At 36.3% G+C, this 13,566-nt stretch carries 12 protein-coding genes and 1 pseudogene; 9 read left to right on the top strand and 4 right to left on the bottom strand.

Features of this window, described 5'->3' with window-relative positions; all coding sequences use genetic code 11:
- Positions 1 to 1,001: phosphopentomutase (deoB, locus tag C1H58_RS07425; RefSeq protein ID WP_165545820.1), on the top strand; the 1,001-nt coding region annotated here is incomplete at its 5' end.
- A gap of 162 nt (positions 1,002 to 1,163) precedes the next feature.
- A complete protein-coding gene (locus C1H58_RS07420) occupies positions 1,164 to 2,075 on the top strand; it encodes a DUF5996 family protein (RefSeq protein WP_165545819.1) in 912 nt (303 codons plus the stop codon).
- 136 nt (positions 2,076 to 2,211) lie between these two features.
- On the opposite strand, the gene C1H58_RS07415 is transcribed toward C1H58_RS07420, so the two are convergent.
- Complete coding sequence (locus C1H58_RS07415) at positions 2,212 to 2,490, bottom strand: GNAT family N-acetyltransferase (protein ID WP_103356535.1); 279 nt, start codon at positions 2,488 to 2,490, stop codon at positions 2,212 to 2,214.
- A 272-nt stretch (positions 2,491 to 2,762) separates the two neighbouring features.
- On the opposite strand from C1H58_RS07415, the gene C1H58_RS07410 reads away from it, so the two are divergent.
- The gene (locus tag C1H58_RS07410) at positions 2,763 to 3,821 is read left to right on the top strand and encodes a PTS sugar transporter subunit IIC (protein ID WP_050329735.1); all 1,059 of its coding nucleotides are present in this window, start codon (positions 2,763 to 2,765) and stop codon (positions 3,819 to 3,821) included.
- Positions 3,822 to 3,853: 32 nt separating this feature from the next.
- Positions 3,854 to 4,792, top strand: a complete 939-nt coding sequence (locus tag C1H58_RS07405) for a ketopantoate reductase family protein (RefSeq protein WP_165545818.1) — start codon at positions 3,854 to 3,856, stop codon at positions 4,790 to 4,792.
- A 57-nt stretch (positions 4,793 to 4,849) separates the two neighbouring features.
- Here C1H58_RS07405 and C1H58_RS07400 read toward each other — a convergent pair whose 3' ends face one another.
- On the bottom strand, positions 4,850 to 5,710 hold the full coding sequence (locus C1H58_RS07400) for an oxidoreductase (RefSeq protein ID WP_165545817.1): 861 nt from the start codon (positions 5,708 to 5,710) through the stop codon (positions 4,850 to 4,852).
- Between the two features lie 182 nt (positions 5,711 to 5,892).
- On the opposite strand from C1H58_RS07400, the pseudogene C1H58_RS07395 reads away from it, so the two are divergent.
- Positions 5,893 to 6,675 (top strand): annotated as a pseudogene (locus C1H58_RS07395) (alpha/beta hydrolase).
- Between the two features lie 114 nt (positions 6,676 to 6,789).
- Here C1H58_RS07395 and C1H58_RS07390 read toward each other — a convergent pair.
- Positions 6,790 to 7,320, bottom strand: a complete 531-nt coding sequence (locus tag C1H58_RS07390) for a TQO small subunit DoxD (RefSeq protein WP_060829245.1) — start codon at positions 7,318 to 7,320, stop codon at positions 6,790 to 6,792.
- A 413-nt stretch (positions 7,321 to 7,733) separates the two neighbouring features.
- Complete coding sequence (locus C1H58_RS07385) at positions 7,734 to 9,179, bottom strand: 6-phospho-beta-glucosidase (protein WP_165545816.1); 1,446 nt, start codon at positions 9,177 to 9,179, stop codon at positions 7,734 to 7,736.
- Between the two features lie 142 nt (positions 9,180 to 9,321).
- On the opposite strand from C1H58_RS07385, the gene C1H58_RS07380 reads away from it, so the two are divergent.
- The 4 genes from C1H58_RS07380 (at position 9,322) to C1H58_RS07365 (ending at position 13,327) form a co-directional block, all read left to right on the top strand.
- The gene (locus C1H58_RS07380; protein ID WP_165545815.1) at positions 9,322 to 10,026 is read left to right on the top strand and encodes a GntR family transcriptional regulator; all 705 of its coding nucleotides are present in this window, start codon (positions 9,322 to 9,324) and stop codon (positions 10,024 to 10,026) included.
- A gap of 189 nt (positions 10,027 to 10,215) precedes the next feature.
- Positions 10,216 to 11,247: an NAD(P)/FAD-dependent oxidoreductase gene (locus C1H58_RS07375; RefSeq protein WP_165545814.1), complete on the top strand. Its 1,032-nt coding sequence runs from the start codon at positions 10,216 to 10,218 to the stop codon at positions 11,245 to 11,247.
- A 287-nt stretch (positions 11,248 to 11,534) separates the two neighbouring features.
- Positions 11,535 to 11,978 carry a MarR family winged helix-turn-helix transcriptional regulator gene (locus tag C1H58_RS07370; RefSeq protein ID WP_165545813.1) on the top strand — a complete coding sequence of 148 codons (444 nt, stop codon included), beginning with the start codon at positions 11,535 to 11,537 and terminating at the stop codon, positions 11,976 to 11,978.
- Between the two features lie 2 nt (positions 11,979 to 11,980).
- On the top strand, positions 11,981 to 13,327 hold the full coding sequence (locus C1H58_RS07365) for a dihydrolipoyl dehydrogenase family protein (protein WP_165545812.1): 1,347 nt from the start codon (positions 11,981 to 11,983) through the stop codon (positions 13,325 to 13,327).
- The last annotated feature ends 239 nt before the right edge of the window (positions 13,328 to 13,566 follow it).

Raw genomic sequence — 13,566 nt, 5'->3', positions numbered from 1 at the left:
TACCTGTCGTTGGGGCAGTTGCACATCCAAAAGCGTATTATACAAAATTAAGCGAAGCTTCAGTCGGTAAAGATACGATGACAGGCCATTGGGAAATGATGGGCTTGAATATCATGCAGCCATTCAAAGTGTATCCAAACGGTTTTCCACAAGAATTAATTGATGAAATCGAACGGATCACGGGACGTAAAGTCGTTGTGAATCGTCCGGCTTCAGGCACACAAGTGATTGACGAGTGGGGCGAACATCAAATGAAAACAGGGGACTTGATTGTTTACACATCCGCAGACCCTGTGCTTCAAATTGCCGCACATGAAGAGATTATTCCACTTGAAGAATTGTATGACATTTGTGAAAAAGTACGTGAATTAACAAAAGACCCGAAATATTTAGTCGGTCGTGTGATTGCACGTCCGTATGTTGGTGAACCGGGGCATTTCACAAGAACAAGTAATCGTCATGACTATGCCTTAAAACCTTTTGGCCCAACAGTGATGAAAACACTTAAAGATCATGACTATGATGTCATTGCCATCGGTAAAATCAATGATATTTTCGATGGAGAAGGTGTCACAGAAGCAGTACGTACGAAAAGTAACATGGACGGGATGGATCAACTGATGCAAATCGTACAAAAAGATTTTAAAGGTTTAAGTTTCTTAAACTTAGTCGATTTTGATGCGTTGTATGGGCATCGTCGTGATAAACCGGGTTACGCACAAGCCTTAAAAGACTTTGACAATCGCTTACCGGAATTAATGGCTGCGATGCGTGAAGATGATTTACTCATCATTACAGCGGACCATGGAAATGATCCCACTGCAGAAGGGACAGATCACACGCGTGAATACATTCCAGTGTTGATGTACAGTCCAAAATTTAAAGAAGGTCAAGCGCTCGATACGGATACAACATTTAGTTCAATTGGGGCAACCATTGCAGATAACTTTGGTGTACCGCTTCCAGAATTTGGTCGCAGTTATCTTCAAAAATTACAATAACAATGATGCGTGTCAAACGATGAAATAGGGTTTGACACGCATTTTAATGTTGTTAAATGGACATAAAAACCAGTTGAATGACAATTGTTATTAAAAAGGTAGGAAATTTTATATAATAAAAGTAAGCGGCACGGCCAAATAACAATTTACGGAGGCGATAATGTGTTAAAACTTGCAGATTGGAAAGAAGAAAAAGAAACATTGCATCGATTGGCTCAAATATTAGGTAAACATAAGCTCGCGAGCGCATTCCAAGAACCGCAATGGGCACATGTAGTTTTAGATATTACCCCGAGTGGGTTTTCGACAGGTATTTTATTCTATGGTGAACATACGTATAATATCCAAGTCGATTTAGTACAACATCGCATTATTGTTGAAACAGATCAAGGAAGAGATAGCATCCCTTTAGAAAATGGGACAAGTATTCAACAGTACTATGAAGGCATTCATCAGTTACTTCAAAAATTTGAAATTGATGTAAAAATCAATCAAACCCCACAAGAAGTCGAAGATCAAACGCCTTTCAATCAAGATGCACATCACTGTCACTATGATCCTGAGAAGAGCAAACAAGCATTAAATCTAATGAAATTCGCAACACGCGCGTTATCCTTTTTTGTGGCACCTTTCCGTGCACGCAAAGTTAAACCCGGGCTTTTCTGGGGTACATTTGATATTTCAACGATTATTAACTATAACGCGATACATGAAACATTTAAACCGTCACAAGTCATTGAATATGCAGCCTTTGATGAACACTTTATAGAATTTGGCTTTTGGTTTGGTGACGATCGCTTTGAAGGCCCGACATTCTTCGTCTTACCTTATCCATTTGTAGACGCTAACTTCAAGTTCGACCAACCTTTAATTGAAGATGCTTACTTTGACAAAACGCTTACTGAGCTGATTTATGAATTACCTGAAGCATCACAAGAAACATTAAAATTGTTGAATCAATTCTTTAACCAAGGTTTCCACATTTTCAAAGATTATTTATCATGGGAAAACTGCCAATACTATGAAATTCCATTAAAAATGCAAAATAATCAAATCCAACAACAACCTTATTAAACGACAATAATCAACAAATCAAGCGCAAAGTCACAAATAAACCCGTCTCATGCATTTTATTGAATGCAAGGACGGGTTTATTGTGTTCCAAAAATTTTCAGATGACACTTTTAACAATGCCAACTGTGACTGTGTTTTATTTTTCAAAGACGTCATGGTATTCGGTTGTTTTTTCTAAAACACTTTTAGCGAATGGACAAGTAGCATGAATTTTAATATTGCTTTCACGTGCGTAATCAACGGCTGCTTGAACTAATTGTTTGCCTACACCTTGACCTTTTAATTCGTCACCGACTTCAGTATGATCGATGATGATACGACTGTTCCCAACAGGGACATAGGTCATTAAAGCTTGCAAATGATTTTCGTCTTCACCTACATAAAACTTATTATCTCCATGTTTAATTTCTGCCATACAATCATCACCTTTTCTTTTGTTATATACTTTATATACCACAAATTATATGAAGTATGCACGCAATTAAGAATGCAAGTGTAAGACAGTCATCAATTGGATGTTGTTATTAGGTTATACAACGATGCATCCAAGGGGATGTGTAAAAGTAAAACATAAGAAAGATATTAAAAAACAGTCAATCCTATTGACTTATGTGAGTGTTCAATTATAATGGAGTTGGGTAAAGAATGTGAGCGTGTTCACAAATAGAGGAAAAAGGGAGAACAGTGATGGAAGAGACACAAAAACTTACGCCAAAGAAATTTCTATTCAATGTATTAAATGGAGTGGCCTTAGCAATAGTCGTTGGTTTGATACCCAATGCAATTTTAGGTGGATTATTTAGCTATTTAAGTCAATACCACGATTTCTTTTCTACGTTACTTTATGTGGTACAAGGTATACAATTTACAATTCCAATTATTACAGGGGTTTTAATCGCTTTACAGTTTGGTTTTAATCCAATGCAAACAGTCGTTACTGGTACAGCTGCATTTGTAGGCTCTGGAGCAGCTGAATTTTCAGAGAATAAATGGGTATTGGTTGGGATTGGTGATTTAATCAACACGATGATTACCGCTGCCATCGCCGTAGGTATTATTCTCATCATCAAAGACAGACTTGGAAGTTTGAATATTATCCTCTTACCAATTATTGCTGGAGGTATTGCTGGTTTAATCGGGTTGTTACTTTTACCTTATACAAAGTGGATTACTTTAGGAATAGGTGAGATAGTCAATAGTGTGACAAACACACAACCTATCATCATGTCTATCATTATAGCGGTATTATTTTCAATTATTATCATTTCACCGGTTTCCACAGTAGCAATTGGGATTGCGATTGGCATCTCAGGGTTAGCAGCAGGTTCAGCCGCAATTGGGGTTGCAGCGAGTGCGATTATGCTCGCTATTGGTACTTGGAAAGTGAATAAAGTGGGTGTACCTATTGCCATTTTACTAGGTGCGATGAAGATGATGATGCCGAATATGATTCGATATCCAATGTTGTTGTTGCCTGTGGTATGTACAGCAGCTGTTTCAGGTTTTGTGAGTAGCCTTTTCAATATTCAAGGTGTACCAGAATCGGCAGGATTTGGTTTAGTAGGATTGATTGGGCCAATTAAAACCATTGCTTTATTGGATACAAGTATGTTGAGTAGCTTACTTATTGTTTTAGTTTGTTACGTCATTGTACCTTTCGTTTCAGCTTTGTTTTTCCACTATCTCTTTATGAAAGTTTTAAAATTATACGACGCCACTATTTTTACATTCGATACTGAAGCATAAAAGGAATCAATATCATATGGGAGTGAAGGTTTATGTATAAAATTGCAATTGCAGGCGCAGGTGCTATGGGCGGAAGAATAGGGGTTTCACTTAAAGAAGCCGGCTATGATGTAACATTGATTGATAATTGGGAAGCACATGTCCAACGTATTAACGAAAAAGGTATGGAAGTAAAAACAGAGACGAAAACTTACACAGTTGAAATCCCAGCTGTTTTATCAAAAGAAGTGTCAGAAACTTATGATTTAATCATTATTTTAACGAAAGCAATGCAATCAGAAGAAATGTTAACACGTTTGAAAGAAGCAGGAGCTATTCATGAAAAAACAGCCATCTTAAGTATGATGAATGGTTTAGGTCACGATGAGCGTTTATCAAAATTTGTACCGATGTCACAAATCTATTTAGCAGTGACAATGTGGACAGCCGGATTACGTGGACCGGGGCAATTATTATTAGAAGGTGAAGGCGCTATTGAATTTTATCGTGCAAGTGGAGATTCAGATGAGCAAACAGAAATCATTTTCAAAGCATTGGATGAGGCTGGCTTACATCCTCACGTAAATGCCAATGTCTTTGAAGCGATATGGTCAAAAGCCACTTTAAATAGTGTGTTAAACCCATTATGTCCAATTTTAGATAAAACCATTTATGACTTCGGAAGCTATGATCAATCACGGAACATGATTGTGCCGATTATCGATGAAATTGTGGCTGTCGCTAAAGCAAGAGGAGTAGAATTAGACAAAACAGCATTAATTCAAAAAATTGAAGGGGCTTATCCAAAAGAGAAGCAAGGCTTGCATTATCCATCTATGCATCAAGACTATAAAAATGGTCGTCTGACAGAAATAGATTATTTAAATGGTCAAATTGCAAAATATGGAGAGACACTTCAAATTCCTACGCCCGTCAATACAATGTTGACACATCAAATTCATCAATTGGAAATGAAAAATAGCCAAGCATAAGTGATTTATCAAAAAAGAGGGGTTGAGCAGTGAAATTGCTGCTCATCCCCTTTTCTTTTATCTTAATCTTGTTTCATTTTGATGCGCTAATAAGGTATATGTTGTTTCAATATAAGGAATATGAAGACCGTGTTTTTGACCTTCATGATAGATATAACCTTGAATCGTTTCTACTTCAATGGGTTGTTCGCCCATCGTGTCGTAATACATACTTGTTGCTGTGTCATCATTGAATATTTGATAAGCAGCCATGACGTCATCAATAAAGGAATCCTCAAAAGTGATACCCACTGCATTTGCAACTTGTAAGCCTTCATTTAAAAGATTACGACATAATTGTTCCATACGAGGGTCTTTTAATAAGCGTGCTGTATCGCGACCTAAAGCGGTTAACGTATTCATTCCAAGATTGAAGATGAGTTTAAACCAAATGGCTTTATCAATATCATCTTCTAAGATAAGAGATAACTGTGAATCTTGAATCTTTTCTGCTAACTGCTCTGTAAAAGCGTCACGGCGCAAATGAATTTTATAATCTTTAAAGTGTCTAACAACATTATCTTGTTTGGCGCCGCTAATATAAACAACGGCTTGATAAGCATGGTACGCTTCTAATTTTGGAAGTAAACCACTGCCGTTTTGCGCGAGAATAACGCGTGATTCGGGATGCGTGATATTTTTAAGATCATCTAAAATGGTATCTATTTGATGTGTTTTCACTGCGATAAAAACAACATCATAAACATCAGTGGCTTCTTTAAGGGCATGAACGTTGACTTGTTTCGTTTCAGATACTGCTTCGTCTACGTAAGTGACAGTTTTATTTTGTCTACCGAATAATGTGACATCTTGTGTGTCAAGGGCGGATGCAATGGCTGTACCCACCGCACCTGGGCCGATAATCGCTATTTTTGTCATAATCACTCAACCTTTTCTGTTTAATACATGCGTTAATTTTTTTATTACTATTAGGGTTATTACAAATTTAATGTATTATCTTTATATTTATTTGTAAAGTTGAAAGCTTTCAAATCTGTGGACATTTAAAATAAGAAAGACGTAAGATAAAAAGCGTAATGAGTCATAAAGGAGTGAGTATTTTGGCACGATTAGAAATCAACTATCTATCTGAAACGATTGGGATGCATCAATCTTTAACGGTCATTTTACCTGATGACAGAAGCTATGTTTAACCCAATGCACAACCTAAACTATTCCCGTCATTATTACTATTGCATGGGTTATCGAGTGATCACACTGCTTACACACGCTTTACAAGTATTGAACGCTATGCCAATATGCATCAACTTGCGGTGATTATGCCCAATGCAGACCACAGTTTTTACACTAACATGGTCTACGGACATAGTTACTATGATTATATTCTAGAAGTTTGGGATTACGTGCACCAAATTTTACCTTTATCAAAAGCACGAGAAGATAATTTTATAGCAGGTCATTCAATGGGCGGTTATGGTACGATTAAATTCGCTTTGACGGCAGGTGAAAGATTTGCGAAAGCCGCACCACTCTCTGCTGCTGTCGATGTGAAAACACTTGCCCATTACACTTTCCCTGATTTCAAGCCTAAAGCGATTGCTGGTGAAGTCACAGAAGTTGTGGGGACACCTTTTGATCCTTACTATTTGGTAGACGAAGCGGTTAATAAACAAAAACAAACCCCTGAGTTTTTAATGATGTGTGGCACAGAAGATTTTCTTTATCAGAGTAACGTTGACTTTGTGCATTATTTACAACAAAATGGTATCCGTTGTAACTTTAAAGATGGTAGAGGTCGACATGATTATGCTTATTGGGATAAGGCCGTTCAAACTGTGATAGAAACTTTTATGAAAGACCATCATGTACGTGAGATGGCATAACAAAATAAAGCACCTCAAATGACCATTTACAAATGATTTTTTGAGGTGCTTTATTTCGATGTGAAGGGATGCATCACATTGATGCTTGTTTATGATGCATATGAATTTATAAGATTATTGAAGTGATTTTGTATGGTTCTGATGACTTTCAGGATAATAGTTAAAGAATCTGAAAAACTTCATGCTTAAAATGGATTTAATAAAGTAATCTAACCCAATTTTGCCACTATTATAGCCACCCATGAAAATAAAAATACTAATTAAGATGTAAAGTGGGTTAACTGAAACAGTACCTGCGAATAAAAACATGAAATTGAGGATTAAACCAACAAATACACCCACTGAAGTGAATAAACCTAAGATTAATAATAAGCCTACAATGACTTCTAATAGTGGGATGAGTACATTAACTAAAGGTGTCATAGGTAAGACAATCGTTTTAAGAAACCATGTATAAATCGGGTATTGAACACCTGCTTCAGACATAACAGGATGCTGTACTGCATTTTGTAAAAAGCCGCCTGCATTAAAACCGCCACCCAACAATTTTCCAATCCCCGCTTTGAACCAGCTAATTCCTAAATATAAACGAAGTAATAACAAAATTACACTCGCAATTTTACTTTCTTGTAGCCATTTAATCATAATAAAAATCTCCCAATAGATATAGAGATACTAAGCGATTTTAGTATAATAAATATATCTCATGTTTGATTTAATTATACTCAGTTGTGAATCAAATCACAACATTAAGATAGATTTGTTCACAAATCAGTCAAAAACTAAATTTAAATATATCTCATTTTTGGTTTTGATTGAAAATATCTGTTGTACGACAAGAAGATATAACGGCATGTCAATTTAAATATAGGAAGAGATACTAACAAAGGCGTGAAGCGGAAATCTTTTCTCTTTTCCGTTCCACGCCTTTCAAAATCTAAAATTAAGGGCAAGTTTATACTATTCTTTTAAAATTATGAGTTTCTGCACAGTAGGTGTGCAGAAATAGAGGTTCAAAAGTGTGGTGATTTATAGGTGCGAAACACGGGGTTGTAGCCTCAATGTGAGGATAGGTTTGCTCCATTAGATTGAATGACCTCACGATACCAATAAAATGAATCTTTTTTCAAACGTGCTAATGATCCATGCCCTTCGTCATCTTGATCAACATAGATTAAACCATAACGTTTTTTCATTTCACCTGTCGTAAAAGACACAATATCAATGATGCCCCACGGTGTGTAACCGAGCAAGTCGACGCCATCTTCATCAACGGCTTGAATCGCAGCTTCAATGTGTTGTTTTAAATAATCGATACGGTAGCTGTCATGGATTTCATTATTTTCGACTTGATCAACAGCGCCGAAGCCATTTTCTACAATAAATAAGGGGAGTTGATAGCGCTCGTATAATACATTGAGTGTGTAGCGCAAGCCTATCGAATCAATCGCCCAACCCCAATCGCTTGATTCGATATAAGGGTTATTTACAGCATTAGGTAAAGTGTGATTCATAATGTTATTTTCAGGTGAATCTTCGGCATGATGTTTCACTGCAGTAGACATGTAGTAACTAAAACCGATGTAATCGACAGTCCCTTCTCTTAACAGAACATCATCTCCCTCTTGCCAACCGATATCATAACCTTGTTTTTCAAACATTTTAATGGCGTAATGAGGATAATAGCCTCTAACTTGCACGTCTGGGAAGAAAAAGCGCAAACGATTTGCGATTTGTGCTTCCATCACATCTTTAGGATGACAAGAATAAGGATAAATAGGGATATGCGATATCATTGCGCCTATTTGAAAGTTTGGATTAATTTGCTTCCCAATTTTGACCGCACGTGCACTCGCAATGAGTTGGTTATGAGCAGTTTGGTATAACACTGCTTCAGGATTGTCTTCAGGCTTGAGTTGAACACCTGAGTTGGTCCATAAAAACAGAGGGTTTTGTACGTCCATTTGATTATTAATTTCATTAAAAGTCATCCAATATGTGACTTTATCTTGATAATGTTCGAAGACCACTTCTGCAAAACGAGCAAAGCAATCCACGACTTTTCGATTTCGAAATCCGCCATAGGTGTGCGCAAGATGGAGGGGCATTTCGAAGTGAGATAAAGTAATGACAGGTTCGATACCATTCTCGATAAGGGTATCTATGATTTTGTCGTAAAATCGTAAGCCGGCTTCATTAGGAGTGGCTTCATCGCCTTTGGGGAATATCCGCGTCCACGCAATGGAAGTTCGTAAGCATTTTAAGCCTAATTCTTTAAATAACGCGATATCTTCTTGATATTGATGATAGAAGTCGATACCGAAATGATTAGGATAATAAGCATCAGGTTCGACGTGTGTCGTAATTCTTCTCGCCTTACCATGAGCACCTGCAGTGATGACATCCATGACACTAAGTCCTTTGCCATCCTGATCATAGCCGCCTTCAAATTGATTGGCTGCGAGTGCACCGCCCCACATGAAATTTTGAGGTAATTGACTCATTTTCATACCACCTTTTCATTTAATAGACTAAAGTATATTGTTCAAAGTTATTATAATTGTACCGGTACAATATGTAAAGTTCGTTCTTATTTTTAGAGGCGTGCTATAATAAATTGATGTCTATTGAAAAGAGGGATTCAGATTGTTGAAGTATGAACAAATTGCGCAACAAATTCATACATTAATTGAAAGTTCAAATTATCAGCCAGGTGATAAATTACCGAGTGTGGCGGCATTTAAAGACATGTACGACGTGAGTAAAAGTACGATTATTAAAGCGCTGACCTTGCTTGAACAAGATGGGCGAATTTATCAAGCACAAGGTAGTGGTATTTTTGTTAGAAATGCTAAAAGTAGTGATTATATCAATGTGTTTAAAACGGACGGATTTTCAAGTCATTTAGCGGATCACTATATAACTAGTGATGTTATCAAATTAGAATTAGTGATGGAGGTACCTAAGTCCGTGATGCAAGCACTTAAGTTAGGACCCGGGGAGCAGGTTTACTATTTGGAACGCGTGCGCTATATGAATGGCACGATATTGTGCATCGAATATTCTTACTTTAATAAGCGCATTGTAAAGTATTTAAATCAAGAGATTGCAGAAGGCTCTATTTTCAATTATTTACAAAATGATTTACAAATACGACTTGGCTTTTCGGATATCTATTTCAATGTGGATCAACTCGATGAGAGGGAAGCGGTTTTATTACAATTAAAAGCTGGTGCACCTTGTTTACGTTATCATCAGATATTTTATACATCTACAGGACAACCTTTTGATGTTTCTGATATTACTTTTCATTATCAACATGCTCATTTTTATATTCCGAGTAAAAAATAAATATCGGTTTTAAAGTGAGACCATCAAAGCGCATGGTCAGAAAATAGGGAAAACGGACAAAAGGATACGTCCATGCTTTTCATTCAAGGTTGAACACGCCTAGCCATCGTTGATATTGATAATTATTATCAATTGTAGCATACTTAGTTCATATAAGAAGTTTATGTACTAAACAGGAGGATGTCTATGATGAAAGATGTGACTATTATTGGTGGGGGACCTGCAGGATTATATGCTAGTTTTTACGCGGGTTTAAGAGGATTAACGGTAAGGCTCATTGATGTTCAAGATAAATTAGGTGGAAAAATGAATATTTATCCTGAAAAGATTATTTGGGATATTGGCGGTCTTGCTCCAAAGCCTTGCTTTCAAATTATTAAAGATATCGTTCAACAAGGTCTTCATTTTAATCCAGAAGTCTGTTTGGAAGAACGTGTAATAGATATTACTAAAAAAGAGGAGCAGCATTTTGAAGTGACTACAGAACAAGGTCACATTTATTCTTCAAAGGCGGTTATTGTTGCAATAGGCGGCGGTATCATTAAACCGAAGCATTTAGATATTAAAGATGCGTCTAGATATGAACTGACAAACTTACATTATACGGTTCAAGCTTTGAAACATTTTAAAAATAAAAATGTGCTGATTTCAGGTTCAGGTAATTCGGCTTTAGATTGGGCCTGTGATTTGTCAGGTTATGCGAAAAGTGTCACGTTAGTTTATAGAAAAGATGAAATCCGTGGTTATGAAGCGATGAATGAAATCATAGAAAAATTAGATGTAGAAAAAATGCCGAATACACACATCAAACAATTAATCGGGGATCAAACACAGCAACGAATCAAAGAAGTGAAACTTGAAAATTTAGAGACAGGGAACACGACGATAAAAAGTGTTGATGATGTGATTATTAGTCATGGCTTTGATCGAGAAAGTACGTTGTTAGAGGCATCGACAGCACAATTAGATATGTTTGATTCCTATCGCATCAAAGGATTTGGTAATACGTCAACAAGCATTTCCGGTATTTATGCTTGTGGGGATATTGTCCATCACGATGCGAAAGTCCATTTGATCGCAAGTGCATTTAGTGATGCTGGGAACGCTGCGAATTTAGCAAAGCAATACATTGATCCTGAAGCTAGAAAAGAAGGTTACGTATCAAGCCATAACGAAGCTTTTACCGAATCGAATAAAGTGATTATGGAAAAGTATTTATAATGATTACTGATTGTACGAATGATTGATTACATCAAAGATAATTCCGTTGTATCGTGCTAATGCCAAAACAATGCTTATGTGATGACATTTTTCACACAAGCATTGTTTTTTATTTATTGAATTAAAACATGTCATATTTTTATTAATCGCGCGGACAGGTGTCATGACAAGCCTATATATCAAAACAATAAAAAAATTATAATAAACGAAGTTCTTTTATTTGATTTCTTATTGGGGATGGTTTAATCTTTAATCAATCGTGCACGATTGGAATAGGGGGAGATCAATTGTCTAGTGAGGAGATGAAGCTAGCAAATCAACTTTGTTTTTCTGCTTATAACGTTAATCGATTGTTTGGAAAATTTTATGAGCATCAGCTCAAACAGTTTAAGTTAACATTTTCTCAATATCTCGTTTTGTTAACATTATGGGAAGAAAATCCCCAAAATCTACAGTCTATAGGGAGAAGGTTAGATTTAGGGAGTAATACATTGACACCGTTGTTGAAGCGTTTAGAATCTGCTGGATGGATAAAGAGAGAAAAGTCCGAAACAGATAAACGCCATTTGTTGGTGAGTTTAACTGAAAAAGGGCGTAGAGAACAAGAAGCGGTACATGAAGCCATTTCAGGATGTATTGCCTCAAAATTTGATTTAGATGAATACTTAAAAGCAAAAGAAACAATGGACAAACTAGAGGAAACTTTAAAAAATATTACAAAGGATGAATAAGAATGAAAAAATATGACGTAGTATACTTAGGTAGTGGTCACGCTGCATGGCATGGCGCAATTGCGTTAAGACATGCAGGTAAATCTGTCGCAATCATTGAAAAAGATCGTATTGCGGGAACATGTACAAACTATGGTTGTAACGCAAAAATCTTGTTAGAAAATCCATTTGAAGTATTAGAACAAGCTTCTCACTACCCAAACATTATTAATACAGAAAACTTAGAAGTAAACTGGGAAAATCTTATGAATTATAAACATTCAGTGATTGACCCGATGGCAGGTACAATGAAAGCAATCCTTGAACAACAAGGCATCGATATTATTGAAGGTGCTGGTAAAATTACAGATGCTCATACTGTTGAAGTGAATGGTGAAAGCTATGAAGCTGAAAATATCGTTATTGCTACAGGTCAACATAGCAACGAATTAAACATTGAAGGTAAAGAATTCACAAAAAATAGTAGAGACTTCTTATCACTTGAAAGCATGCCAAACAGCATTACTTTCATTGGTTTAGGCATTATTAGTATTGAATTCGCTTCAATCGCAGTTAAAGCAGGTGTTGAAACACACATGATTCATGTGGATGATCAACCATTAAGAGGCTTCTACTCAGCACACGTTGAAAAATTAATGGACAAATTAAAAGAAGAAGGCGTTCATTTCCACATGAGCGAAAATGTAGTTGCTGTTAAAGAAAATGGTACAAACTACGATGTTGTGACACAATCAGGTTTAACAATCCAATCTGACTACGTTTTAGATGCAACTGGACGTATGCCAAACGTTGAAGGCATTGGTTTAAAAGAAGTAGGTATTGAATACTCTAGATTCGGTGTAAAAGTTGACGAATATTTACGTACAAATGTACCTAACATTTACGCAAGTGGTGACGTTATTGAAAAAATGATTCCAAAATTGACACCAACTGCGACATTCGAATCTAATTACATCGCAGCACACATTTTAAAAATGAATGAAATGCCAATCCAATACCCTGCAATTCCATCTGTATTATACTCACTTCCAAGATTATCTAATATCGGTGTAGGTATCGAAGAAGCGAAAAATAACGACGAATACAAAGTGATCGACATTCCATTTGGTAAAAGAATGGTATTTGAATACAAAAATGAAACAGAAGCAGAAATGACAATCGTATTAGATAGCGAAAAACGCCTCGTTGGTGCGGCTATTTATGGTGACGACGCACCTGATTTGATCAACTTGCTAACATTCATTGTTAACCAAAAACTAACTGCAAGAGACTTAAATCAAATGATCTTTGCATTCCCAGGTTCTTCAAGTGGTGTGTTAGATCAATTGAAATTAGCGATGATGCTTTAATTAAATGCATATAAAAATGACTGAAATTGCACGGATGAGACAACCAAAGAGAGAGAAAATGTTTCACGTGTGACATCTATCATTTGTATATTAATTAAAGGTTATGAGTCATGAAAGACAGTGTATGTGGGACATGCACTATGGGTTTAGGACATGCTCGATGTCTGCTTCACATATACCTAAAAATAAGTAAATAAAATCTTAAGAATGGCTACAGTATCCATAGTATAATGTCTATG

This window comes from Staphylococcus sp. 191 (genome assembly GCF_011174885.1).
Taxonomy (GTDB): domain Bacteria; phylum Bacillota; class Bacilli; order Staphylococcales; family Staphylococcaceae; genus Staphylococcus; species Staphylococcus coagulans.
The sequence above is the reverse complement of the archived record's forward strand: the minus strand, read 5'-3'. Positions and strand labels throughout refer to the sequence as shown.